Annotated in this window: 20 protein-coding genes; 4 read left to right on the forward strand and 16 right to left on the reverse strand. The window is 67.0% G+C overall.

Annotated elements, in window-relative coordinates; genetic code table 11:
• The first annotated feature begins 115 nt into the window (after window positions 1-115).
• A complete protein-coding gene (locus FBR43_RS07570) occupies window positions 116-1,405 on the forward strand; it encodes an MFS transporter (RefSeq protein WP_136942585.1) in 1,290 nt (429 codons plus the stop codon).
• Between the two features lie 7 nt (window positions 1,406-1,412).
• Here the strand turns inward: FBR43_RS07570 and FBR43_RS16140 are convergent, their stop codons facing one another.
• Together FBR43_RS16140 and FBR43_RS07575 are read right to left on the reverse strand one after the other, a co-directional pair.
• Window positions 1,413-1,577: a hypothetical protein gene (locus FBR43_RS16140; RefSeq protein WP_212611972.1), complete on the reverse strand. Its 165-nt coding sequence runs from the start codon at window positions 1,575-1,577 to the stop codon at window positions 1,413-1,415.
• A 47-nt stretch (window positions 1,578-1,624) separates the two neighbouring features.
• Window positions 1,625-2,500 carry a L,D-transpeptidase family protein gene (locus FBR43_RS07575; protein WP_136942586.1) on the reverse strand — a complete coding sequence of 292 codons (876 nt, stop codon included), beginning with the start codon at window positions 2,498-2,500 and terminating at the stop codon, window positions 1,625-1,627.
• 59 nt (window positions 2,501-2,559) lie between these two features.
• Here FBR43_RS07575 and FBR43_RS07580 point away from each other — a divergent pair, with 59 nt between their 5' ends.
• The 3 genes from FBR43_RS07580 to FBR43_RS07590 all read left to right on the forward strand — a co-directional run bounded on the left by FBR43_RS07580 (window position 2,560) and on the right by FBR43_RS07590 (window position 6,450).
• Window positions 2,560-3,261: a murein L,D-transpeptidase catalytic domain family protein gene (locus FBR43_RS07580; RefSeq protein WP_136942587.1), complete on the forward strand. Its 702-nt coding sequence runs from the start codon at window positions 2,560-2,562 to the stop codon at window positions 3,259-3,261.
• 113 nt (window positions 3,262-3,374) lie between these two features.
• On the forward strand, window positions 3,375-5,420 hold the full coding sequence (locus FBR43_RS07585) for an NAD(+) synthase (RefSeq protein ID WP_136942588.1): 2,046 nt from the start codon (window positions 3,375-3,377) through the stop codon (window positions 5,418-5,420).
• A 181-nt stretch (window positions 5,421-5,601) separates the two neighbouring features.
• Entirely contained in the window at window positions 5,602-6,450 is an 849-nt protein-coding gene (locus FBR43_RS07590) for an oxygenase MpaB family protein (RefSeq protein WP_136942589.1), read from the forward strand.
• 139 nt (window positions 6,451-6,589) lie between these two features.
• Here FBR43_RS07590 and FBR43_RS07595 read toward each other — a convergent pair whose 3' ends face one another.
• The 14 genes from FBR43_RS07595 to FBR43_RS07660 form a co-directional block, all read right to left on the reverse strand.
• A complete protein-coding gene (locus FBR43_RS07595) occupies window positions 6,590-8,041 on the reverse strand; it encodes a carotenoid oxygenase family protein (RefSeq protein ID WP_169542538.1) in 1,452 nt (483 codons plus the stop codon).
• A gap of 11 nt (window positions 8,042-8,052) precedes the next feature.
• The gene (locus FBR43_RS07600) at window positions 8,053-8,928 is read right to left on the reverse strand and encodes an alpha/beta hydrolase (RefSeq protein WP_136942591.1); all 876 of its coding nucleotides are present in this window, start codon (window positions 8,926-8,928) and stop codon (window positions 8,053-8,055) included.
• Window positions 8,925-10,022, reverse strand: a complete 1,098-nt coding sequence (locus FBR43_RS07605; protein WP_136942592.1) for an NAD(P)-dependent alcohol dehydrogenase — start codon at window positions 10,020-10,022, stop codon at window positions 8,925-8,927. The genes FBR43_RS07600 and FBR43_RS07605 overlap by 4 nt, the downstream gene beginning before the upstream one ends.
• Window positions 10,019-10,528: a nuclear transport factor 2 family protein gene (locus FBR43_RS07610; protein ID WP_136942593.1), complete on the reverse strand. Its 510-nt coding sequence runs from the start codon at window positions 10,526-10,528 to the stop codon at window positions 10,019-10,021. Before FBR43_RS07610 ends, FBR43_RS07605 begins: the two co-directional genes overlap by 4 nt.
• 28 nt (window positions 10,529-10,556) lie before the next feature.
• Window positions 10,557-12,017 carry an aldehyde dehydrogenase family protein gene (locus FBR43_RS07615; protein ID WP_212611908.1) on the reverse strand — a complete coding sequence of 487 codons (1,461 nt, stop codon included), beginning with the start codon at window positions 12,015-12,017 and terminating at the stop codon, window positions 10,557-10,559.
• Window positions 12,018-12,112: 95 nt separating this feature from the next.
• Window positions 12,113-13,084: a MarR family winged helix-turn-helix transcriptional regulator gene (locus tag FBR43_RS07620; protein WP_136942595.1), complete on the reverse strand. Its 972-nt coding sequence runs from the start codon at window positions 13,082-13,084 to the stop codon at window positions 12,113-12,115.
• A 45-nt stretch (window positions 13,085-13,129) separates the two neighbouring features.
• Window positions 13,130-14,623, reverse strand: coding sequence for an aldehyde dehydrogenase family protein (locus FBR43_RS07625; RefSeq protein ID WP_136942596.1), 1,494 nt, complete (start codon window positions 14,621-14,623; stop codon window positions 13,130-13,132).
• A 5-nt stretch (window positions 14,624-14,628) separates the two neighbouring features.
• Complete coding sequence (locus FBR43_RS07630; protein ID WP_136942597.1) at window positions 14,629-15,012, reverse strand: YybH family protein; 384 nt, start codon at window positions 15,010-15,012, stop codon at window positions 14,629-14,631.
• Window positions 15,009-16,649 carry a GMC family oxidoreductase gene (locus tag FBR43_RS07635; protein ID WP_136942598.1) on the reverse strand — a complete coding sequence of 547 codons (1,641 nt, stop codon included), beginning with the start codon at window positions 16,647-16,649 and terminating at the stop codon, window positions 15,009-15,011. Before FBR43_RS07635 ends, FBR43_RS07630 begins: the two co-directional genes overlap by 4 nt.
• On the reverse strand, window positions 16,646-18,250 hold the full coding sequence (locus FBR43_RS07640; protein ID WP_136942599.1) for a GMC family oxidoreductase: 1,605 nt from the start codon (window positions 18,248-18,250) through the stop codon (window positions 16,646-16,648). Before FBR43_RS07640 ends, FBR43_RS07635 begins: the two co-directional genes overlap by 4 nt.
• A complete protein-coding gene (locus FBR43_RS07645) occupies window positions 18,250-19,920 on the reverse strand; it encodes a CocE/NonD family hydrolase (RefSeq protein ID WP_169542539.1) in 1,671 nt (556 codons plus the stop codon). The genes FBR43_RS07640 and FBR43_RS07645 overlap by 1 nt, the downstream gene beginning before the upstream one ends.
• Window positions 19,917-21,242 carry a spinster family MFS transporter gene (locus FBR43_RS07650; protein ID WP_169542540.1) on the reverse strand — a complete coding sequence of 442 codons (1,326 nt, stop codon included), beginning with the start codon at window positions 21,240-21,242 and terminating at the stop codon, window positions 19,917-19,919. The genes FBR43_RS07645 and FBR43_RS07650 overlap by 4 nt, the downstream gene beginning before the upstream one ends.
• A 4-nt stretch (window positions 21,243-21,246) precedes the next feature.
• A complete protein-coding gene (locus FBR43_RS07655; RefSeq protein ID WP_136942602.1) occupies window positions 21,247-21,726 on the reverse strand; it encodes a DUF3237 family protein in 480 nt (159 codons plus the stop codon).
• A 65-nt stretch (window positions 21,727-21,791) separates the two neighbouring features.
• Entirely contained in the window at window positions 21,792-24,740 is a 2,949-nt protein-coding gene (locus FBR43_RS07660; protein WP_169542541.1) for a TonB-dependent receptor plug domain-containing protein, read from the reverse strand.
• Window positions 24,741-24,821: the final 81 nt, after the last annotated feature.

The following is a 24,821-nucleotide window of genomic DNA, read 5'->3' on the forward strand; positions in this document are numbered from 1 at the left end:
GCCTCGGCTAAGGCGGGGCGGCGATGACGGCGCTGCCACCTCCGCATGTTGCGGCCCTCCGTGGCGCGCGTTCCCACGGTCTCCGACCCAACCATCCCACCAGGCGATTCCCGGTATGATCAATGCGCTTGGGCTTTTGAAGGAGCGCCGCTTCCTGCCGTTGTTCGTCACCCAGTTTCTGGGCGCGTTCAACGACAATCTGTTCAAGACCGCGATGGTGCTGTTCGCCACCTACACGGTGTTCAACGATCCCGCAGTCGAATCGAACTTCAATGCGCTGGCGACGGGGCTGGCGCTCATCCCCTTCTTCCTCCTGTCGGCGCTCTCGGGCCAGCTGGCAGATACCTATGACAAGGCGCGCATCATCCGGCTGGTGAAGGCCGCCGAGATTGCGATCATGATCTTCGGCGCGAGCGGATTGCTACTGGCGCGGCACGGCTATGCGACGATCGGCATCGCGATGATGCTCGCCGCGGTACTGATGCTGGGGACGCACTCGACCTTTTTCGGGCCGATCAAATACGCCATCCTGCCGCAGCACCTGCAGGATGACGAGGTGCTGGGCGGCACCGGACTGGTCGAGGCGGGCACGTACCTGTCGATCCTGATGGGCACCGTGCTGGCAGGCTGGATCAGCGTCGAGGGCGCGGCGGCGACGGTGGTCGTGGTAGCGCTGATAGGGTATCTCAGCGGGCGCCAGGTGCCGCCGGCACCCCGGCTCGGGCCGCCGCTTGCGATCAACTGGAACCCCGTCACGGCATCGTGGCGGCTCATATCGGCGACGATGCACATCCCGCGCCTTTTCCTAGCGATCTGCGCGATCAGCTTCTTCTGGACGATCGGCTCGGTGCTGATCGTCATCTTCCCGCCGCTGGTGAAGAACGTGCTCACCGCCGACGAGCGTGTCGCCAGCCTGACGATCGCGATCTTCTCGGTCGGTGTGGCGATCGGCTCGGTGGTCATCAATTCGATGCTCAAGTCGCGCATCTCGGCGCAATATTCGCCCATCTCGGTGATCCTGATGGCGGTGTTCGTCGCTGCCTTTTCGGTCGAGGCGCGGTTGTGGCGGCCGGCTGCGCCGGGGCTGCTCTATGGCATGGTCGATTTCGTCACGATGCCGCAGGCGCTCGTCGTGCTCGCGACGTTGATGGCCATCGCGATCACCGGCGGCATGTTCGTGGTTCCGCTCTACGCGTTCCTGACAACTACCGTGACCAAGGATCAGACCGCGCGCACCGTCGCGGCGAACAATGTGGTCAATGCCGGGGCGATGACGGTGGGGGCATTGTCGGTGATCGGGCTTACTGCGCTCGGTGTCAGCCCCGCCGACATGCTGCTGGTGGTATCGGGCATGTGCCTCGTCGCGGCGTGGATCGCACGCAAGCTGCACCGCGCCTGCGACTGAAGCGCGCTCAGGCGATCAGCGTATAGAAGCACACGAAGAACGCGGTGAAGCTCAGCACGAACAGCTTCATGTCGCCATCTTCCTCGCGCACGCGCAGCGGTCGTACGCGGCCACGCAGCACGCTGCGGCGGAACGGATGCCCGGAGGCGGCGGAGTGGCTGCGTTGCATCATGCGGATGTTAACGCGCCGTTAGCCATCGGGTCGCGTGCGATGCTTGGTTAACGCCGTCCCGCGTCGGGACGCGTCCTGGCGCCCTTCGCGCCATAGCCCGCGGCGAAGACCGCGTCATAGGCTGCGAACGTGATCGAATTGGCGGCAAGGTCGATGCGCGGTCCGGGCGGGGCGGCCGGCCTTGGCGAAGCGACGATGGCAGCGACGGCAGCGCCCATCGGAGGGGTTGCGACCTTTGTCGGCACGGACGGTGCACTCGTCACGGCCGCCGCGGTCACGCGTTCGTCGCGCAGCGTGGCGGCCTTCAGACCTGCATCGGCAACGAGCACCGGCGGCAGCGCCGGCTTGGGCGCCGGCAGCGTCGCGCCCGGTAATGCGGTGTCGATCACCCGCACCTCGCCACCCATGTCGGTCAGGTCGTAGAGCTTCTTGGCGAAGGCGGCGGGGAAGCGGATGCAGCCATGTGATGCCGGATAGCCGGGCAGATCGCCCGCATGCATCGCGATACCCGTCCAGGTCAGCCGCTGCATGTACGGCATCGGCGCATTCGAATAGAGGTTCGAGCGGTGGAACACCTTCTTCTGGAGGATGGTGAAGCTGCCGACGGGCGTGCGCTTGCCCGCCTTGCCCGTCGATACCGTCGATACGCCCAGGAGCTCGCCGCCGCGATAGATATAGGCCATCTGCGCCGGCAGGCTGATGACCACTGCGACGGGACCCGCGCGCGACACGTCGTCGCGCCAGACGAATTCGCCGGGCTTGAGCGAGGCGGCGCGAACTTCAACCGACTGCGCATCGCCAGCCTGCGCCGATACGGGCGCGGCGAGTAACAGCGCGGCGGCGACTGCCCGCGCCCAGCCGTTGCGACGCGGCGACGAAGCGCAACACGATATGATCGGCGTCGTGAATGCGTTGCGCGACATATGCTATAGCTCCCGCCTGTCGACTCCCGTCAGACGAGGTCTAGCGTATAGTGAACCCGATGTTAACCGAAGCGGCATCGCGCCGCCGATTCCTGCGCATCGGCGCGGGGCTGGCGGCGATGGCGGTCGTCCCGGGCTGCGTGTCGACAAAAGGCGTGCAGACAGCGGGGCGCACGCCGCCGCGTCCCACGCCGCCCGCCGAAGCGACGGTCATGGCCCCGCCGCCTCCCCGCCCGGTCATCACCCACGCCTCGGGCGTAGCGCAGCCGCTGTTCGAGCGGGCGATGGCGGCCCGCGCAGGCAACAAGGCGATCACGCAGCAGGACCGTATCGCGATCATCGATTTCGCCCCCGCCTCGTTCCGCTCGCGCCTCTACCTCATCGACGTGACCAGCGGACGCGTGCAGCGGCATCTGGTGAGCCACGGCTCGGGCTCGGACCCCGGGCATACCGGCTTTCTCCAGCGCTTCTCGAACGAGGACGGATCAGAGGCTACCTGCGAGGGCGCCTTCGCCACCAGCGACTATTATGTCGGCCAGCACGGTCGTTCTCAACGGTTGCTCGGCCTCGATCCCACCAATTCGAACGCCTTCACCCGCGCGATCGTCGTGCATGGCGCCTGGTATGCCGAAAAGGACATGCTGGTGAAGCACGGCAAGCTCGGCCGCAGCCAAGGCTGCTTCGCGGTCGGCGACAGCGAGTTGCAGCGCGTGTTCGATCATCTGGGCGAAGGCGCACTGATCTACGCGGGGAAAGCGTGACGCCAAGCGCCTTGGCGAGCCGGTGAAGCGCGCGTAGGAAGCGCCATGCCCGATGCGCTTTCCGCCGATCCCGTCACATTGATCGACGCTCGCACTTCGATCTGGCGGTTTCGATGAGCCATCGTTTCTGGTCACACCACGCGCACGGTTTCGTGCGTGTCGCTGCCGCGACGCCCGCAGCGTTTGTCGGCGATCCGGCGGCTGCGGCGCAGGCCGCGATCGATTGCGCGCATCATGCCGATGCCGAGCGCTGCGATCTCGTCGTGTTCCCCGAGCTCAACCTGCCGGGCTATGCGATCGACGATCTGCACATGCAGGACGCGCTGCTCGATGCCGCCGAGCAGGCCATCGCCACAGTCACCGATGCTTCGACCGATTTGCGCCCGGTGCTGCTGGTCGGCGCGCCGGTGCGCCGGAACGGACGCCTCTATAACTGCGCGATCGCCATCGCGCGCGGCCGTATTCTCGGCATCGTGCCCAAATGCTTCCTGCCCAATTATCGCGAATATTACGAAAAGCGCTGGTTCGCCTCGGGCCTCGGCCTTGCCGGGCTGACCGCGACGGTCGCCGGCGAGCAGGTGCCCTTCGGCGCCGATCTGCTGTTCGCCGCCAGCGACCTGCCCGACTTCGTGTTCCATGCCGAGATTTGCGAGGATTTCTGGGCCGCCACGCCGCCCTCGACCGCAGGCGCGCTCGCCGGCGCGCTTATCGCCTGCAATCTCTCGGCCTCGAACATCGTCATCGGCAAGGCGCGCGAGCGGGCGATGCTGTGCGAATCGCAGTCGTCGCGCGCGATCTGCGCCTATGTCTATTCGGCCACTGGCCCTGGCGAATCGACCAACGAGGTCGCTTGGGACGGCCAGGGGATGATCTGGGAAGCCGGCACGCTGCTCGCCGAATCCGATCGCTTCGATCTCGCTGCCGAGCTTGTGATCGCCGATGTCGATGTCGGACGCTTGCGGCTCGAACGGATGCGGATGGGCAGCTTCAACGATGCCGGCGCTGCCGCCGGCCATCCCGAGACGCGCTTCCGCCGCGTGACGTTCGAGCATCAGACCGATTTCGGCGATGCGGGTCTGCGCCGCAGCGTCGCGCGCTTCCCGTTCGTGCCCGACGCGCCCGCGACGCTCGATGCCGATTGCTACGAGGCGTTCAACATCCAGGTCGAGGGTCTGCGCAAGCGCGTGACCGCGAGCGGCGCCGAACGGCTGGTGATCGGCATCTCGGGTGGGCTCGATTCGACGCACGCGCTGCTCGTAGCGGCCAAGGCGTTCGATCGCCTTGGGCGACCGCGCACCGACATTCTGGGCTTCACCATGCCCGGCTTCGCCACCGGCGAGCGCACCAAGGCCAGCGCATGGGCGTTGATGCGGGCGCTGGGCATCACCGGCGCCGAAATCGATATCCGCCCCGCCGCGCGGCAGATGCTGGGCGACATGGGACATCCCTTCGCCGAGGGCGAGCCGCAGTACGACGTGACGTTCGAGAATGTGCAGGCGGGACTGCGGACCGATTATCTGTTCCGCCTCGCCAACCAGCGCGGCGGACTGGTGGTGGGCACGGGGGATTTGTCCGAACTGGCGCTCGGCTGGTGCACTTATGGCGTTGGCGACCAGATGAGCCATTATGCCGTCAACGCCGGCGTGCCCAAGACGCTGATTCAGCATCTGATCCGCTGGACGATCCGCACGCTGCAATATGACGAGGCGACCAACGCGGTGCTGGGCGATATCCTCGCCACCGAAATCTCGCCCGAACTGGTGCCCGCCGATGCCGAGGGGCGGATGCAGTCGACCGAGGATCGGATCGGCCCCTATGCGCTGCACGACTTCTTCCTCCACCATGTCGTGCGCTTCGGCATGGACCCCGCCAAGATCGCGTTTCTCGCATGGCACGCCTGGCACGATGCGAGCGCGGGCCGCTGGCCGGCGGGCGTGCCCGACGATGCGCGCGTCGCTTACGACCTGCCGACGATCGCGCGCTGGCTCGAGACGTTCCTCGACCGCTTCTTCCGCACCAGCCAGTTCAAGCGCAGCGCGATGCCCAACGGTCCGAAGATTTCGACCGCCGGCGCATTGTCGCCCCGCGGCGACTGGCGCGCGCCGTCGGACGGCACCGCACGGCCATGGATCGAGGCGCTGAAGGCAGGGCTGCCCTGACGGCCCTCTCCTTCTCCGTCACCCCGGACTTGTTCCGGGGTCCACCGTACCGCGAGAGCCATGAGCCGTTGTTTGGCGTGCGCAGTGGACCCCGGAACAAGTCCGGGGTGACGAACAGGGTCAGATTGCACGACAGCGCCCCCCCATTGCCAAACCCCGCCCCAGCCCCGATTTCCAGCCCATGCCATCGCTCCCCTCGCTTCTCGCCCGTCAGGCAAAGTCCCGGCTGGTGCGCGAGGTGCGCGCCACGTTCAACGATATCGATCGTGGAGAAAAGCCGGTGCCGCGCAGCGCCGATGCGCTGTTTCCCGCCGGTAGCCCGATCGCGCGCGTGCACGGCGACGTAACCTCGATGATGGCCGGCGGCGTCGCGGCGCTGCTGCTCCAGATGCTGCATCCCAAGGTGCTGGCAGGGGTCTGGGATCACAGCAATTTCCGTACCGACATGCTCGGGCGCCTGCGCCGCACCGCGCGCTTCATTGCCGTCACGACCTATGGCGCGCGCGCCGATGCCGAGCGGGCGATCGCACGCGTATCGGCCATCCACGCACATGTTGGCGGAACGCTGCCCGACGGCACGCCCTACCGCGCCGACGATCCGCGGCTGCTCGCCTGGGTACACGTGACCGAAGCGACGATGTTCCTGGCAGCGTGGCAACGGTACGGCCGGACGCCGCTGACCGCTGCGGAGCAGGACGCATATTTCGATCAGTTCGCGACGATCGCCGAGCGGCTCGGTGCCGATCCCGTGCCGCGCAGCCGTGCGGAAGCCGATCGTCTTATCGGCGCGATGCGGCCCGAACTGATGGTCGACGAGCGCACGCGCGAAGTCGCCGATCTCGTGCTGGGCCAGCGTGCCCGCACGCCGCTGGCAGCGCCCGTGCAGCAGCTGACCTTCGCCGCCGCCGTCGATCTGCTGCCCGACTGGGCGCGCGCGATGCACCGGCGCCGCACGCCGGCGCTCGCATTGCCGATCGTGCGTGGCGGCACCGCCGGCGTCGCCCGCACACTGCGCTGGGCCTTCGGCTAAGCCGCTTTCTCGCGCGCCCCTTCCCACCGTTCGCACTGAGCTTGTCGAAGTGCCGTCCTTTCCCGCCGCCACAGGAAAGCTCAGTGCTTCGACAAGCTCCAGCACGAACGGTGAAAGATCAAGCGCACGCCCCCTGCAACTACGCCGCGCTCAGCGCATAATCGTAGCGGCCCGTCCGCTGCGCCTCGGCGGGCACCCAGCAACCGTGAAAGGTCGAGCGCACGCGCACCGGCAGCTTGATCGTCGCCACCGGCCCCGCCGCGAGATCGAGCGCATCGAGCACAACGAGATCGCTGCGCCCCTGCGCCACCCGCGCCACCGGCACCAGCAGCCAGCCATCGCCTTCGGCGCTGTCGGGCGTGCGCGGCACGAACTGGCATTCCTGCACGCTGTCGCCCGGCCCCGGCGACCAGCTCTCGAACGCGCCGGTCGCGAGGTCGAGATGGCCGGTGCCGCTCGATCCGTCGGCCGATCGCGCGGCGATCATGTATCCGTGCCGATAGGGCCGGCCCTGATAGCGATCGTCGGTACGCGGCATCTCGCACGGCACGTTAAGCAACCGTTGCTTGTCGAATCCGCCGTCGTTGCGCGTCAGGTCCATCGTCATGCGCGTCAGGAACGGCGGTACGCCCGGCACATGCTCGCCCGTTGGCGTGGGGAAGAAGGGGAAGCAATTGCCTTCGTACAGCACGACGTCGAGATGGATCTTGCTGCCGTCACGATGCGCGTTGAGCATGTGCCCGGCACTCGTCGTCGGCCCTTTGAACCAGCGGATGTCGGCCGCCGTGCCGTAGCGTGGCACCAGCGCGACATGCGTTTCCTCATCGGGGCACCAGCGATAGAAAGTGCCGCCCGCATTGGCGTGCTCCTCGTCATGGATGAGCGGGAAGAACGGAAAGACGATCCATTCGTCGGTAATCGCGAAATCATGGACGCACGCCGCATAGGGCATTTCGAACCAGATCTCGTTCTTCTTTCCGCCATGCTCGTCGAACAGATAGAAGACGATGTCCTTCGATCCGTCGCCACGCGCCTGGTAGGAAAAGGCGAGCAGCTCGTTGGTGATCGGATCGACCTTGGGGTGCGCGGTGAAGCTGGTCGAGGTGATCTGGCCGTTCAGATCGGTGCGACCGATTGTCTCGAGCGTGTCGGGATCGACCTCATAGGGGTGGTCGTCCTCCTTCAACGCATAGAGATGGCCGGCATGGAACATCGCCGTCGTGTTGGCGGTGCCCATATGCGTGTCGCCCGCTTCGGGATCGTTGGTGAAGCGGTTGCGATAGCGGCCGAACAGCTGGCGTTTGGCCTCCTTCTGCTTCTTGTAGCGCGCCGTCTCCACCCAGCGGCTGCGATAGCTCACCTGCCCGCCCTCGAAGCGGAACATGTGCATCATCCCCTCGCCGTCGATGAAGATGTCGTCGTTGCGCTTCGAGGGATATTGCCAGTCGGCGCCGTTGCGATAGAGCGTTCCCTCAAGCCCTTCGGGGATCGCGCCCTGGATGATCTCCAGCCCCTCGATCGCGACCTCGGTGCGCATCGGCTCGCCCCAGCCCTTGAACAGATCGTTTTCCGGAAAGCGCAGCGGTTCCATCGTCTCTCTCCTCAGGCCCCGTGGGCCGCAATGAACTCGAGTATCTCGCGGCCGACACCATCCTCGCTCGATCCCAGCGAGAGGCCGGGAGACAGATGGTTGTGGCCGGTCAGCCGCAGCATCGGCGGATACGTGCCCTTCGCCGCGCCCCATGCCGCCACCATCGCAGCGGCCTGCTTCTGGAAGTCGGCGACGTCGTGTTCGGAGACCGTCATCAGCAGCGGCACGTCGGTGGCGATCAGGCCATGGGTGGTCGAACAGGCGGCATAGCTGGCACTGTCCTCGCCATAATAGGCCTTGTGGAACTGGTTGGCGTGCGCGGTGGCTACATCGTACACGCACGACAGCAGGATCGCCCCGGCGATCCCGCCGCCTGGTTCCGCATGGAATTGCAGATGCGCCACATAGCTCGCAACATGCACCGCGCCCGCCGATTGCCCCGCCAGATAGATGCGCGTCGGATCGCCGCCATGCTGCGCAGCATTTGCGCGCAGCCCGCGCACCACCGCCGCCAGATCCTCGGGTCCCGAAGGCCATTGGTGGCCGGGCGCCAGCCGATAGGTGACGGTGACGCCGAGCATACCGTTGCGCGCCGCGAAATCGCCGACATTCTGGTAGAAGGGCAGCCCCACGGGCGACCTTTTGTCACCCTGCACGAACCCGCCGCCGTGCAGATAAACGAGGATGGGCGCGCCTTCGACGCCGGGCTTGCGAAACAGGTCCATGCGATTGCGCGGATCGTCGCCATAGCGCACGTCCTCAGTCACCTGCACCTCGGGATCGAACCCCAGATGCCGCTCGGCGAACAGCGCCTGCGTGCCCTGCATCATCGGCAGGCTCAGATCGGTGCCAAGGGCGGCGATCGCGTCTCGAAGGTCGGGGCTCATGCGTCGCTCACCATCAATACGGGCTTGATCGTGCGGCCATGCTGGACATCGTCGAAGGCTCGGCCGATCTCGTCGAAGCGATAGGTTTCAATCATCCGATCGAAGGGGAAGCGGCCCTGCCGCCAATAGTCGATCAGCTTGGGCAGAAAGGTACGCGGATTGGCGTCGCCGCCCAATATGCCGCGCAGCTGCCGGCCGCCCGCCAGCATCGGGAACATCGCTGGTGCCCACTGCCCCATCGGCGCCGCGACGAAGGCCGCAGTGCCGTTCATCGCCAGACATTCGAGCGCCTGCGTATGGACCGCGGGCGCATTGGTGGTGTTGAGCGTGTAGCGCACGCCGCGCCCGGTGAGCGCGCGAATCTGCGCCACCACGTCGTCGCCCGCCAGCAGCGTGTCGGTGGCCCCCAGTTCGCGCGCCAGATCGAGCCGCGAGGCCTCGCGATCCACCGCGACGATGCGCGCGGCGCCCACCAGCCGCGCCGCCATCACCGCCGACAGCCCGACGCCACCGACGCCGAAGAACGCGATGGTATCGCCGAACCCTACCTTCAGCGCCTCGATCACCGATCCCGCGCCCGTCACCACACCGCAGGCCAGCGGCCCAAGCAGGTGCAACGGCACATCCTTGTCTACCTTCACCGCAGTGCGCTCGGGCACGATCGCATGGCTCGCGAACGAGGACTGGCCGAAGAAATGCGAATGCAGCGGCTCGCCCGCAGCGTCGGCAAGCGCGGTCGATCCGTCCAGCCGCTTGCCGCCGAAGGTCATCGGCATCGCCAGGTCGCAATAGGTCGGGCGATTGTCGAGGCAGGCGGGGCACTGGCCGCACGACGTGCCGCTCATCACCACATGATCGCCCACCGCGAAGCCGCGCACGCCCTCGCCCAGTGCCTCGACCACGCCGGCGCCTTCATGCCCCAGCACGATAGGCTGCGGCGAATGGCGGCCGGGATGTTCGTGCACGTCGGTATGGCATACGCCCACCGCGACGATCCGCACGCGCATCTCGCCGGCGCGCGGCTCAGCCAGCTCGACCTCCTCGATCGCGGGCGCGGGTGCGCCGGGGCGGCTAACCGCGGCGGAAATTCTCACTTCAATACCTCGGCGACGGGCGGCGGATTGTTCCGCGGCTTGGGCTTCATCACCATCTGGCCCTTCCACGGCACCTGGTCGGCCGCGGTCCAAGCGTTGACCCACAAGGACTGGAAGCGCCAGACGCCCTCTTTCTTGGTCAGGTGATCGCGGCGCGTGCCGATGCCGAAGACGAAGTTGTTGTTATAGTCGACATTATACTGGATGATCTGGAAGAAGCAGCGGCTGTCGACTTCGCCCTCCTCCTCGCGCGGCTCCATGATGATCGTGTTCATCAGGTGCTGGCGGCCGTACCACCAGTGCTGGCGGTCGTTCCACAGCGAGCGCAGGTTTTCGAGGATCGCCTCATGCCCCTGCACGCGGCCCTGCCACAGATGATCGAACCAGCCGTCCTCGACGAAGGCCGAGCGCACCATCTCCTCGTCGGCAAGGTCGATGCCCCACGCATAGCGCGAATAGGCTTCCTGTATCTCGAGCCGGTCGAGGGCGGAAAGTTGCCAGGCCATGTTGCTCTCCCTTGCAGGCCGCCGACGCTCAATGCGCGCCGGGCTTGCCTAGATGATGATCGTTCAGGATGTCGGCGGGTTCGCCATGCTGCACCAGCAGCGCCTTGCGCCGGACGAAACGCAGGATCGATTCAGGTCCAGTCCGCGAACCGCCCAAGCCGGAAAACCCGAAGCTGTTGGTGCCGACGGTGCGGTTCTTGGCGAAGGTCAGGAACGTATCCTGCACGAACACCGATCCGGCGTTCACGCGCTCGGCGATCGCCAGCGCCTCTTCGGCGTCGCCGGCGATCACCGATGCGGTAAGCCCGAAATCGGTATCGTTGGCCAGTGCCACCGCCTCGTCGATCGAGACGAAGGACATGACGGGCGCGATCGGGCCAAAGGTTTCCTCGCGCATGATCGCCATGTCGTGCGTCACGCCCGTCAGCACGGTGGGGCGCATGTAGAGCCCGCCGTCGATCGTTTCGACGGTGCCGCCGGTAAGCACGTTTGCGCCTTTCGCCACGGCATCGGCGATATGCGCTTCGACGATCGCCGCCTGCGGCGCGAAGGTGAAGGGATGCAGGTGCCCGGCGCGCGGATCGTCGCTGTTGACCCGCACCTCGGCGGCCTTTTCCACCAGCCGCGCGACGAAGGCGTCGTGAATGCTTTCATGGACATAAACGCGCTCGATCGAGAAGCAGACCTGCCCGGTAGCGTGCACCGCTCCGCGCAGCACCGCGGTTGCCGCGCGCTCGATATCGGCGCTTGCCGTCACGATCGCCGGGTCCTTGCCGCCGAGTTCGAGGAACACCGGGATCAGTCGCTCGGCGCAGGCGATGGCGATCTTGCGTCCTGTGGGTACGCTTCCGGTGAAGCAGATGAGGTCGGCCTCAGCGATCACCGCCTGCCCCGTCTCGCCGTCGCCCATCGCATGGTCGAATACTGCCGCCAGCTCGGGCACCGCGCGCACACTTTCGAACAGCGGCGCGATGAAGCGCGGGGTGATCTCCGACGGCTTGAGCAGCACCGCCGATCCCGCGAACAGCGCCGGCACCGCATCGAGCAGCGCCAGCATCATCGGCGCGTTCCAAGGGCTGATGACGCCCACCAGCGGATAGGCGACGAGCTGCGTGCGCACATCGACCGAAGGCATCGCCTTCGAAGGCCCAGCGAACTGCGCCCTGTCGAGCGCGGCGGCGGCGTCCTCGATCCAGCCGCCGATATTGCCCATCGTGATGAAGCCCTGGAGATACGATGTATGGCACCCGCCGGTGTCGACCGCATCGGCCTCGGCGATCGCGTTTGCGCGCTTCGCGACTTCGCCGAGCCAGCGCCGCATTACGGCGATGCGTCCTTCGAGCCCCAGCGCTTCCCATGCCGGCTGCGCCGCGCGCAACGCTGCCGCCTTGGCGGCCACCGCCGCAGCGGGCTCGACCGCCAGCGAGAAATCGGTCGCGCCGGTACGCGGATTGCGTACCGGCAGCAGGCGCGTATCGGCGTCGGCCATCGCTCTCTCCCCGGCGCTCATACCGCGCCTCTATTCGTCCGACGTCGTTGTATATTGTGGTAGTGCGAAGTCAAGCGACCCTTTGGCCGGTATCCCTAGGCGAGACTGGCCGGTAGAAATCCCGGAAAACGCAGCCGGTGGCTGTGCACGCCGACGATGCGACGTAGCTGCTCGACCAGCCAGCGGATATCGCCGTTCGTTTCGCCGCGCATCGCGGCGCGCTCGGAACGCTCGGCCTGCGCCTGCAACGCGCCCAACGCGATGCGGCCGGCCTCGGTCAGCCGGTGTATCCGCTCGCGCCCGTCGTCGGGCGATACCGATGCTGCAAGCAGCCCGCGTTTGGTCAGCGCGCGGACGATGACGCCGCAGGTCGACGGGTCGAGGCCGTAGAGCCGGGCAAACGCCATCTGCGTGATCGACTCGCGGCGGCTCAGGATGAACAGCAGCGAGAATTGGCGCAGCGTCGTCCGCGACCCGCGGCTCGCCTCGGCAAAGCTCGCCTGAAGGTGCTGCAACGCCCGCCGCGCGAGGAAGCTCGGCGCGGTGTCGAGCACGCCGGCCTCGGGCGCGCAGGCAGGGCGCCAGGGTGGCGCCGGGCTCAGTGCATTCGATCCCAGCCGATGCAGCATGGCGATGAGCCGTGTGCGATCTTCGGGCGCGAGCGGCGCGACAAGCTCGTCCTGCAAAGCGGCGAAGCTGGTCGCGACATCCTCGATCGCCGCGTTCCCCGCTTCGGTCAGCGAGACCTGTGCACGCCGCCGGTCGCTTTCGCACGCCCCTCGCTCGATCCAGCTACGTGCCTGGAGGTTGTCGAGCACCAGTCCGGTGGTCGACTTGTCGACCCCCGCCGCCCGCGCCAGCGCGATCTGCGGCATCGCGCCGAGCCGGTCCAGCACCAGCAGGAACTCGGCCTGCGCAAGCGTCGTCGCCGGTGAGCGTGCGGCATGCAGCGCGGTGGTGATCTGGTCTACCCGCGCCAGCAGGAAGCCGGGCTTGCGGAACAGCACCGCCATGATCGCCGCGTCGGGATCGGCAGACGTCGTGGCGGTTGGCGAAGGCGCGTGCATGGCGCAGGTGTAGCGCCATGCACGCCGATGCCAACCCCGCCGGCGTTACAGCCCGATCGTCACGGCCTTCAGTTCGGTATAGGCCTCGACACCGGCGCGGCCGTTTTCGCGCCCCCAGCCCGATTGCTTGTAGCCACCCAGCGGCATCGCCGGATCGACGCCGCCGCCGCCGTTGATCCGCACCGTCCCCGCACGCACGCGCTTGGCGAGCTTGAGCGCGGTCGACAGATCGCGCGTCCAGATCGCCGAGGACAGGCCGTACTCGCTGGCATTGGCCGAAGCAGCGATCCCTTCCAGATCGTCGTCGCCGAACCGCATCGCGCAAAGCACCGGGCCGAAAATCTCTTCCTCGACCACCTTCATGCCGCTGGCGGTGCCCGTCAGCACCGTCGGCTGGACGAAATACCCCTCGCCTTCGATGCGACTGCCGCCCACGCCCACCGCAGCACCCTCGTCCATGCCGCTCGCAACATAGCCCAGCACGCGATCGAGCTGTTCCTGGCTCACCAGCGGCCCCATCTCGGTGCCCGGCACCAGCCCCGCGCCGACGCGCAGCGTGCGCGCACGCTCGCTGATGCCCTCGATAACCTCATCATACACGCGCTCGTGGACGAACAGGCGCGATCCTGCCGCGCATACCTGCCCCGCATTGCCGAAGATGCCCATCGCAGCGGCGGGGATCGCCTTGGCGAGATCGGCATCGGCGAAGATCATCGTCGGCGACTTGCCGCCCAGTTCCAGCGTCACGCGCTTGAGGTTGCCGGTGGAGGCGCGGACGATTGCCTTGCCAACGCTCGTCGATCCAGTGAAGCTCACCTTGTCGACGTGCGGGTGATCCACCAGCGCCGCGCCCGCGGTCTCGCCGAAGCCGGTGACGATGTTGACGCTGCCAGCGGGGAACCCTGCCTCTGCCACCAGTTCGGCCAGCAGCGCGGCGCTGAGCGGCGTCTGTTCGGCGGGCTTGAGAATCACCGTGCAGCCCGCCGCCAGCGCGGGGGCGATCTTGGCGACCGCCATCACGAAGGGGAAGTTCCACGGCACGACCGCGCCCACCACGCCCACCGGCTCGCGCAGGCTCATCGCCTGCCATTCGCCCGGCCACGACACCTGCATCGTCTCGCCGGTGATCTTGGTCGCCCAGCCGGCATTGTAGCGCAGCGCATCGGCGGCGCCCATCACGGCGGCGAACTTCGCCATCATGAAGGGCATGCCGTTGTCGAGCGTCTCGGTCAGCGCGATGCGCTCGCCTTCGCGCTCGATCAGGTCGGCGAGGCGCAGCAACAGGCGCGCGCGCTGCGACGGCGGCGTCGCGGCCCAGCCGTCGAACGCGCCGCGCGCGGCCTTCACCGCGCGATCGATATCCTCGCGACCGCCCGAGGCGGCGCTGGCGAACACCTTGCCCGTCGCCGGATCGACCACCTCGAACGTCTCGCCGCTTGCAGCGTCAACGAACTCGCCGCCGATGAACAACTGCCGCGACTTGGCAGCGAGGTCGGCGCGCAGCGCATCGAGGCTGGCGGGAGCGAAAGGTGCATTCATGGCGATCAACCCTTGGAACGTGCGCTGCGGATGCGCGTGAACTTGCCGTCGGGACCGATATCGTAGATCACGATGCTCTCGATGAAGAGTGACTGGCCCTTGGTCATGGGGCCGGCAATGAAATCGGGCCAGTCCTCGAGCGCATGGAACTCGGTGCTGATGATGCCCGCCAGCCCCTCGTCGTCGAGCACGACCTTCTCGACGGTCAGCGTCTCGCGCACGCGCGCGAACACGCCGGTATAGAAATCGCGGATCGCCTGCTTGCCGTGCAGCGTCTTCTTCTGGCCGAGCTGGAGCACGACGTCGTCGGCGTAGAAAGCGGTGAACGTATCGAAGTCGCCGCGGTTGAAGGCGCCTATATAATTGTCGATCCAGTCGTCCTTGGTCATGCGGCGTTCCTCTGGCGGGGATCTTCGGCGGGCAAGGCAGGCAGGCCGAGGATCATGTCACTGGCCTTTTCGGCGACCATGATCGTGGGGGCATTGGTGTTGCCGCCGGGAACGGTGGGCATCACCGAGGCGTCGACCACGCGCAGTCCCTCGATCCCGTGGACGCGCAACTCTGGGTCGACCACGCTCATGCTGCCCGTTCCCATCGAACAGGTACCAACGGGATGCTGTGTAACCTGCGCCGTCGCGCGGATATGCGAGTCGAGCTCGTCGTCGGATTGCAGCGCGGCACCCGGCAGCAGCTCGTCGCCGGTAATCTCGCCCTGCGGGCCTGCGGCATAGATGTGCCGCGCGAGCCGGATGCCGTCGCGCGCGGTGCGCAGATCGGCGGGATCGGCGAAATTGTTGAGCAGGATCGCAGGATGCGCGCGCGGATCGGCCGAGCGCAGCGTCACGCGGCCGCGGCTGTTGGGGTGCAGCAGGATGACGTCGGCGGTGATCCGGTCGTCCTGGCGCGGTTTGATGCCGGGAAACCATATCTGCGCGTCCATGCGCACGGGGTTCGCCCAGAGCTGGATGTCGGGCTGCGCCAGTTCGGGGCGCGTGCGCAGGATGATGTTGCAGCTGTTGACCTGGCTGGCGAACGCGCCCTTCCCCGTCAGCGCCCATCGCACGACCGAACGCGCGACGCGATCGGCACGCAGCTCGTTCAGGAAGCTGATCCTGTCCTTCAGCTTGAAGTGGACCGGCACGCGCGGATGTTCGGAAAGATTCGCGCCTACGCCGGGCAGCACCTGCACCGGCGCGATGCCGTGCCGCGCCAGCTCGTCGGCGGGGCCGACGCCCGACAGCATCAGCAGCTGCGGCGAGGCGTAGGACCCGCTCGACAGGATGACTTCGCGATCGGCACGTGCCACCTGCACCGCGCCGTCGCGGACATATTCGACGCCGACGGCGCGCTTGCCCTCGAACAGCACGCGATTGGTCTCGGCGCCCGTCAGCACCGTGAGATTGGGCCGGTCGATCGCCGGTTCGAGATAGGCGCGCGCGGTGCTGGCGCGGCGGCCCTTGGCGTCGATCGTCAGCTCGCCGCGCGCGAAGCCTTCCTCCTGCTCGGCATGCAGATCCTGCGTGATCGGCAGGCCGAGCTCGGCGGCGGTTTCCATCAGCTGATAGTGCAGCCGCGAGCGCGTGTCGTTCGCTACCACCGACAGCGGCCCCTCGGTGCCGTGCCACGGTCCGGCGCCCTGCCAGCTATTCTCCATGCGCTTGAAATAGGGCAGCACGTCGGCAAAGCCCCAGCCGGTGCAGCCCATCTGGCGCCATGTATCGAAATCGAGGCTGTGGCCGCGCATGAAGAACAGCCCGTTGATCGACGACGATCCACCCAGCACGCGCCCGCGCGGCAGGAAGATGCGGCGATCGTTCAGATGCGGCTCAGGCTCCGACCAGTAGCTCCATCGATAGCGTTCCTTGGTCAGCGCGCGCAGGAAGCCGAGCGGCATCGTCAGGAGGAACTTGCGGTGCGTGCCGCCTGCTTCGAGCAGCAGCACCCGGTTTGACGGGTTAGCGCTCAGCCGGTTGGCGAGCACGCAGCCCGCCGATCCGGCCCCGACGATGACGTAATCCCAGCTCATGCCGCGCGCGCGAGCGGCCCGCGGCCAAGGATCATGTCGGCGGCCTTTTCGGCGATCATTATGGCGGGCGCATTGGTGTTGCCGCCAACGATCGCCGGCATCACCGAGCAATCGACGACACGCAGCCCCGCGATCCCGTGAACGCGCAGCTCGGGATCGACGACGGGGCCGATCGAGCAGGTGCTGGTGGGATGCATCGCGGTGCCGATGATGCTGCGCACGAAGGCGTCGATCTCGGCATCGGACTGCACGTCGCTACCGGGCTGCAATTCCTGCCGCACCAGTGCGGCGGCCTCGGGCTGCGCGAACAGCTCGCGCGTGAAGCGCACGATGCGGCGGAACGTGGCACGATCGCCTTCGGTCGCAAGCAGGTTGAAGCGGATCGCGGGCTTCTCGGCAGGATCGGGTGACTTGATGAGCACGGTGCCGGTGCTTTCGGGATGCAGCAGCACGCTCGCCACCGCCAAATAGTCGCCGCGGCGCTTGCGGATGCCGGGGAACCACACCTTGGCATCCATCGCCACCGAACTGACCAGCAGTTGCAGATCGGGCCGGTCGAGCCCCTCACGCGTCCGCACGAAGCCCTGCGCGCCGATCGGCATCTGCGTGAGCGGTCCGGTGCCGGTCAGCTGCCACCGCACCGCCGCCAGCGCCATCCGGTCGAAGCGCAGTTGCTGGTCGAAGGTGAACGGCCCCGAAGCCTCGTACAGCCCGCGGATCGAAGCATGGTCCTGGAGATTATGGCCCACCGGCAGTTCGGCGACGACGTCGATGCCAAGCTCGCGCAGATGATCGGCGGGGCCGATGCCCGACAATTGCAGCAGATGCGGCGAGTTGAACGTGCCCGCCGACACGATCACCTCGCCGGCGTGGACGCGCACCGTCTCGCTATCGCGTACATAATCGATGCCCGTCGCGCGCCCGCGCTCGATCACGATGCGCGTCGTCAGCGCCCGGTCCACCACCGTCAGGTTCGGCCGCGTCATTGCCGGACGCAGGAAACGCGCCGCGCTGCTGCCACGCCGCCCGCCATGCGTGGTGATGTCGACCGCGCTGAACCCTTCCTGTTCGCGCCCATGAAAATCGTCGAGATGCGCAAAGCCCATCCGCCCCGCCGCCGCGACGATCGCAGGGTAGATGGTCGGATGCGGATCGTTGCGGCTGACGGTGAGCGGGCCCGAGCCGCCATGATGCTCGCTCTCGCCGCGCCAGTTCGCCTCGGATTTGCGGAAATAGGGGAGAACCTCGCTCCAGCTCCAGCCGCGCGCGCCCATCTGCGCCCATTGATCGTAATCGGCGGGGCTGCCGCGCGAATACATCATGCCGTTGATCGAGCCCGAGCCGCCGATCACCTTGCCGCGCGGCGCCGGGATGCGGCGGTCGTCGGCATGGGGTTCGGGTTCGGACAGATAGCCCCAGCCGATCTGCTGCGCCATCATCGCGCGGAACCATGCAAGCGGCATCTCGGTCAGATGCCCCTTTTCCGACCCGCCTGCCTCGACCAGCAGCACGCGATTGGCGGGATCGGCCGAAAGCCGATCGGCAAGCACGCAGCCCGACGATCCGGCGCCGATAATGACGTAATCGAAGTTCCGGGCCATCACGCGTCTTTCGGGATCACCGGCACCAGCAGATGCGAGTCGTACCGCCCGCCGGTGCGCAGCACATGGATGCCACGATTGCGCGTGTCCTCGTGCCGCATCATCGAGGGGCCGGGCTGCGGAATTTCGGTATAGATATCCTCGCCCTGCACCAGCACGCGCAGCCCCTCGCCCGCGCGGAACAGCGTGCTCGACGGCCAGATCTCGATCTCGAGCGGCACCGCCACGCCGGGTTCGAGCGGCTCCTCGTGCGTGTGCGGATGCACCGGCTGCCACGGCGTCGACTTTTCCGCGTCGAGCGCGCGGTGGCTGGCGCGCAACCAGCCGAGCGCGACCGGCCCCTCCTCGCTGGTGGCGTAGAAGGTAAAGGGCACGATATTGCCTTGGCCATCCAGCTTCTGCAGCGCGACGAAGATATCCATGTCGTCATGCTCGGGCGTCTCGACCCACAGGCGCAGCTTTGCATGGCCCGTCAGCTCGGTATCTTCGTCGAACCGGATGTCGAAATGCGCCGACCCGCCAGCCTCGCTGTCGTAGCGGGCTTCGCTCTCGTCGGGCACCGGCTCGCGCGACAGCGAATGGCTGGCGGCGTCGAGATGGAGCGGCATATATTCGGTGCGCGCCAGCGGCCATTCCTGCTCGTCGCGCCACGTCCCCACGCCGCTGCGCTCGCGCACCTCGATGCGTACCGGCGGCCAGTCCAGCTTGCCCTCGCCACGCAGATTCGTGTCGAAGAATGCGCGCAGCAATTCGACATTGGCAGGGTCGTAATAATGCGCCCATTTCTTCTGGCCATGCACCAGCAGATATTTGTGCGGCGACGATGCCGCCTTGTACGCCTCTAGCGTCCCGCGCGTGTGGAACCCCTGGTCGGACCAGCTGGCGACGAAGAAGGCGGGACATTCGGTGCCCGCCAGATCGACGTCCTTGCTGCGCCAATATTCGTCGATCAGCGGATGCGCGAGCATGTTCGCCATCGTGTCCTCGGTGCGCGTCGTCGACCAGCGCAGCCCCATCGTCGCCTTGGGCACGAAGCCGGTGTCGCGGATGCCGCCATGATAGCCGAATTCGCGATACCAGTCCGAAAAGGCTTCCCACGGGTTGATCGCGGCGAGATGCGGCGGCTTGAGCGGCGCGACCTGATATTGCGAGGCAGCGAGATAGGAGACACCGCTCATCCCCACGCGGCCATTGCACCATGGCTGCTCGGCGCACCATTCGATCAGGTCGTAGGTATCCTCGGCCTCCTGCGGGCCGCCATGGTTCATCTCGCCCTGGGAATACCAGCTGCCGCGCGGATCGGGATAGACGACGGCATAGCCATGCGCGCACCAATAGGCAGGATCGGGCGCCTCGAACGCGGTATGTTTCGAGATCCAGCCCGGCTCGATGCCTGCCGACGGCCAGAGATTGTCGGCCAGATTGTGTTTGCCATAGGGCGACCAGCCGATGATCGCCGGCACCGTCGCGCCTTCGGGAAGGTCGGCGGGCAGATACATATCGACCAGCATCTCCACGCCGTCGCGCAGGCGCACGGGAATGTCGCGCTCGAAGCGAAGGCCATCCTCGACGCGGACGATGCGCCCGACGCCGGGATGCGGCTGCGCCTTGAACACCGCTTGCGCGGGGTCGGCGCCCTCGCGCATGATCGGCTGGAACCGCTCGGTCATCGAACCTCCGGTGCTTGGTACAGATCGCCGCGCAGTGTGCGCGCCGCGATCAGATAGTGGATCGCCGACCACAGGAACGCGAGCGTCACGCTGGCCAGCGCATAGCGGATACCCGTGGCCGAAGCCTCGGCACCGCCGACGCTCGCGGCGATACGATCGCTGGCGAAGCCCAGCCATGTCGGCCCCAGCCCCGACCCCACGAGCCCGCAGCACATCGCGATGATCGCCACCGCGGTCGCGCGCATCCGCGGGCCGACGAGGTTCTGCGCGGTGGCATAGGTCGGCGTGTAGAACAGGAACAGCAGCATCCCGCCCAACAGCAGCGCGCCGATAGACACCGGCAGCGAGGTGGCGAGGAAGCCCACACTATAGGCGATCGCCGCGCCCGTTACGCCGATCGCCGGCATCCACAGGCTCCAGCGCTTGTCGCGCTTCGCCGCCCAGTCCGATCCGAAGCCGCCGATCAGCGTGCCGAGGCTCAGCGCCACGAACACCGAAGCTCCTTGGATCAGCCCCGCATCGGTGAGGCTGAGCGCATAGGCGCGGACGAAAAAGACCATCTGGAACTGGCCGATCGCCACCAAGCCAAACGTTGCTAGCGTCGCACCGGCAAGCGCGTGGATATAGGTCCGCTTGGCGAACACCGTCCGCAGCACCGTGCCGAAGCTCTCGGCCGGGCGGCGCTCGGGCGGGGCGCCCTCGGCCAGCCCGCGCGGCGGCTCGCGCAGCAGAATGAGCAGCAGCGCCGCCACGACGATGCCCGGCGCGCCCATCGCGTAGAAGGCGACGCGCCAGCCCCATTCGTCGGCGATCCAGCCGCCCGCGATCGCACCGATCGCGTTGCCGATCGGCGACCCCAGCATGATGACCGACAGCGCCGAGGCGCGCTGGCTGGCGGGATAGTGATCGCCGACGAGCGAGGATGTCGGCGACATGAACCCCGCCTCGCCCACGCCCACCGTCATGCGCAGCAGGAACAGCTGGAGGAAGCCCGTCGCCAGGCCGCACAGCAACGTCGCCACCGAAAACACGGTGATCGAGATCGCGAGGATCCACAGGCGCGAATGACGTTCGGCAAGCCGGCCGATCGGCACGCCCATCGTTGCATAGAGCAGCGCGAAGCTGAGCCCCTGCAACAATCCGAGCTGGAAGTCCGAGAAACCCAGATCGAGCTTGAGCGGCTGTGCCACAGCGGAGAGCACCGCGCGATCCATGAAGGTAAGCGTGCATACCGCCAGCAGCAGCGCGAGGAAACGCGCGCGATAGCGCCGGCTCAGCAGCCGCTCGGCGGCGTCGCGATGATCGGCGGCCAGGCTCGCCACGGCTTCAGAGCACCTGGAAATAATGGATGCGGTTGGCGCCGGGTATCTTCTCGGCGACGCCGACGAACACGTGGCGGTTGAGCCACTCGTGCGGCCCCGCCGGCGCATCGAAGCGCGGCGATGCGCGCATGTAATATTCGTCGGGGCCCACTTCCTCGTTGCGGCGCTGGCGCTCCATCACTTCGGGCGAGGCCCAGCGGTAGCCGCGATTGTGGATCATGATGTGCGCGCCATCGTCGAGGCGAAGCAGATATTTGGCGTCGAAATCGAGCACGCCATCGGCGCGTACCAGCGGAAAGTCGCCGCCGCTCATCGGCACGACGATGCCGTTGATACGGCCCTCGACGGTGCCGCTCGCGGCATAGACCGCCGCGCGCGTCTGGCCGATGCCCGATGGCTCGATATAGGTCGCCTTGGTCAGCTCGATCGCGATCGTGAAGGCGTATTCCATCTTGGGGAAGAAGGGATGGGGCGCATCGGCCAAGGGTCGTCTCCCGCGAAAACAGGTGCGGCGACGCTCCCCGGGGAACGCCGCCGCAAGGTGGAGGCTCAGAAGGTCAGGCGGACGCCCGCACGATAGGAACGGCCGAGCACGTCGTAGAGCACGGGGTTGGTCGGCCCGAAGCTCGACGGCAGGTTGTTCGGCGGATCCCTGTCGAACAGGTTGTTGACGACGCCGAAGAACTCGAACTGGTCGTTGGCGCGGATCTGGAAGTTGAGGTTCACATAGGTGACGGCTTCGACGCTATTGTCGTTGATCGAGTTGGGCAGCGCCGGGCTGTAGCCGTCCTCGTCGGGACCGATGTTGGTCACCTGGTAACGGCCCGCCGAGATGTGGCGCAGCTGCACCTGCGCGCCGAACGCCGGGCTCTGATAGGTGATGAAGCCGTTGATCGTATAGTCGGGCAGACCCGAGGGCTGCGACACGCCCGACCCGTTCTGCCCCGCACGATCGATCGCCACGCCGGCGGTATCGACGGTGATGAGATCCTTCACGAACGTGCCGAGTGCGCGGAAGCCGATCGACTGGCCGTCACCCAGCGGCAGATTATAGTCCACCTCGGCATCCCAGCCGCGCGTGATGAGCGTGTTGAGGTTGAGGTTGGGGTTGATGATCTGCGTGAGGATGCCGTTGGCGTCGCGCGTGACGAAACCGCACAGCTCGGTCACGCCGCTCTGGCAGCGCGAGACGATCACCTGCGCGCCGAGCTGGCTGATCGCGCCGTCGAGCGAGATGTCGAACCAGTCGAGCGAGGCACGCAGCGTGCCCGCGCTGCCGAAGCGACCCGTAAACACGGCGCCGGCGGTGTAGGTATCGGCGACCTCGGGCGTGAGGTTGACGTTGCCCTGCAACAGCGTCGGCACCAGGTTGCGCGCACCGCCGTTGGCCGGATCATCGACCGTCTGGAACGAGGCGATCGGCGCGTTGTACAGCTCGAACAGGTTCGGCGCGCGAATGTCGCGCGAGCGCGTGCCGCGCACGCGCAGGAACTCGAACGGCTGCCAGTCGAGCCCGACCTTCCACGTCTCCACCTGCCCGCTGAAGCTGTAATCGGTCACGCGCGCCGCAGCGTTCAGGTCGAGGCTGCGCAGCAACGTCATGTCGCGTGCAAGCGGCAGCGCAACTTCGACGAAGCCTTCCTTCACGTTCAGGCTCTGGTCGTTGCCGATGATGCCGCCACCCGGGCTGGTGAAGAAATCATTGGCGGCGGAAATGGCGTCGATCACCGTCGAGATCTTGTCCTCGCGATACTCGCCGCCCACCGCGAAGCTCAGCGGCCCCGCCCAAAGTTCGATGAGATCGCCGCGCAGCGTAACTGCCGCGACATGCTGTTCGAGCACGGTATCCTGCGTGGCGGTGCCGGTGACATAATCGATCGCCGAAGCCGAAGGCGCGCCCTGGCCAAACGGGTTGATCGGAACGCAGCCCGCGGCGGCAGGGCTGAACCCCGCGCCCGGCAGCGTTGCGCGACACACGATCTGACCCGTCGTCGGGTCGCGCACCGCGTCGACCGCAAAGCGCATGCGGCTGTTGATCGTCGTGTTCTCGCCGCGCTGCTGATAATCGGTGCGGCCGTACTGGTAATAGGCGTCGAGCTTGAGCGCGCTGGTGACGTCATATTCGAAGCCGCCGACCACGCGGAACGTCTCGCGCACCACGTTGCCGCGCTGCGGGCCGATATCGTTCCAGATGCGGCCGAACGGCAGCGTCTGGACATTCGCCGCGACCATCCGGGCTACGACATCGGCGGGAAGGAAGGGGTTGTCGCGGCGGATCTGATAAGCGCCAGCGGGCGAGATGTCGCGGCGCGCCGAGCCGAGGACCGATCCCTCAACACGACCATAGGAGCCCTGAACGAACAGCCGCAGCCCGTCGTTGACCTCGAAATCGAGATTGCTGAACAGGTTGATGCGCTCGGCGGGAGCCGCGATCGGGAAGAACTGGTAGAACGCGTTCTGATTATCGGGACCGCCACCGCTCTGGAACAGGCCGGCGCCACCATAGACGCCGAAATCATGCTGGAACGTGCCGCCACCCGGCAGGAACGACGTGCCGCGCAGCGGGCCGTTGATGACAAGGCCGTTGAAGGACGCCGTCGAGGTACGCGTGTTCGGCAGGATGATCGTGGCCGGTTGCCCCGCAATCACGCGCTCGGTCGTGCTGCCGGGGCGGAAGGGGTTGCTGACGGTGTTGAAGCTCTCCGCGCACCACTCGCGCGTGTAGCAGTCGCCGGTGCCCTGATTGTCGACATATTCGGCGCCGATCACGAAGCGAGCGCGCCCGTCGGCGAAGCGCGTGCCGAACGCGAGCGAGCCGAGGAACTCCTGCGCGTCGCCACGCTCGGTAATGCCGTACTGCGCCGTCGCGCGCAGGCCTTGCAGATCGCGGTTGATGATGAGGTTGGTCACGCCGGCGACGGCGTCCGAACCATAGGCCGCCGAGGCGCCGCCGGTCACGACTTCGACGCGCTGGAGCAGCGAGGCGGGCACGAGGTTGAGGTCGACCATGTTGGCGGGCGTGAACGAACTGCCCGCGACCGTCGACGCGACGACGCGGCGCCCGTCGATCAGCACCAGCGTGCGGTTGCCGCCAAGGCCACGCAGATCGGCGGTGGCGGCACCCAGGTTCGACACGAAGATCGCGCTGGTGGTGGGCGAGCTTTGCGCGCGGAATGCCGGGATTTCGGCGAGCACCTGCGCGACGTTCGCCACGCCCTGCCGCTCGAGCTGCTCGCTGCCGAGCACCGTCACCGGCGTCGGCGTGTTGAAGCCCGAGCGTGCGATGCGCGAGCCCGTTACGATGATCTCGCCCGGCTGCTCGTCGGCAACGGGCGTCTCGGCCTGCGGCTGCGTCTCGGTCGTGCCCGGCGCTTCCTGCGAGGGCGAGGCTTCCTGCGCGGCAGCGTAGGAAAGCGGCAGCATCGTCAGCGACAGCGCCGCGAGGCTTGAGCCGATGCGCAAACGGCGGGCGGTAACGATGCGCGTGGAATGAGCCATGATTCCTGCCTCTCCTGGTTTGACACCCGTGGTCCGGGTTTTCATTGATTGTTCAACCAGTCGTTGATTACTCAACAGAAA

Origin of the sequence: Sphingomonas baiyangensis, from assembly GCF_005144715.1 — a bacterium.
Lineage (GTDB): Bacteria > Pseudomonadota > Alphaproteobacteria > Sphingomonadales > Sphingomonadaceae > Sphingomonas > Sphingomonas baiyangensis.